1 pseudogene is annotated in these 450 nt (G+C 71.8%); it reads right to left on the minus strand.

The features are described 5' to 3' along the window. Positions 1-427 (minus strand): annotated as a pseudogene (locus tag RNB18_RS52060) (methyltransferase domain-containing protein); the annotation flags it as partial. Between the last annotated feature and the right edge of the window lie 23 nt (positions 428-450).

Raw genomic sequence — 450 nt, forward strand, 5'->3', positions numbered from 1 at the left:
CGTCCAGGCTGGTCACATGGCGGTAGCCGATGCGCCGGGAGGCATATGCGGTGAGCCCGCCGGCTCCGGTGCCGAGGTCGAGCAGCGACAGGCCGTCGCCGAGCCGACCGTGCCGCAGCATCCGGACGACCAGGCTTGGCAGCGTGGCGGACGACGTGGGCAGCCCCTCGGGGCGGTCGCCGGGCCCGGCCCGGTCGGCGTGCAGCGGCCCCACCTGCGTAATCAACGACCGGTCGCTGTAAGCCGCTTCGGACCATGCCGCCGGGTCGTCGGTGCCGCTGCGTCGCGTCCACCTGCCCGTGTCGTCCGTCTCCCACCAACACGGCACCAGGTCGTGACGGGGGACGGTCGCCACGGGAGCGCGCCACAGGGAATCCGGGTCCGTCACTCGGTCGGCGAGTTTCCCCGCCTCTTTCTCCCAATCCATCGTCCGGCCTCTCAGTATTTGGG

Origin of the sequence: Streptomyces doebereineriae, assembly GCF_031845645.1 — a bacterium.
GTDB classification, from domain to species: Bacteria; Actinomycetota; Actinomycetes; order Streptomycetales; family Streptomycetaceae; genus Streptomyces; species Streptomyces canus.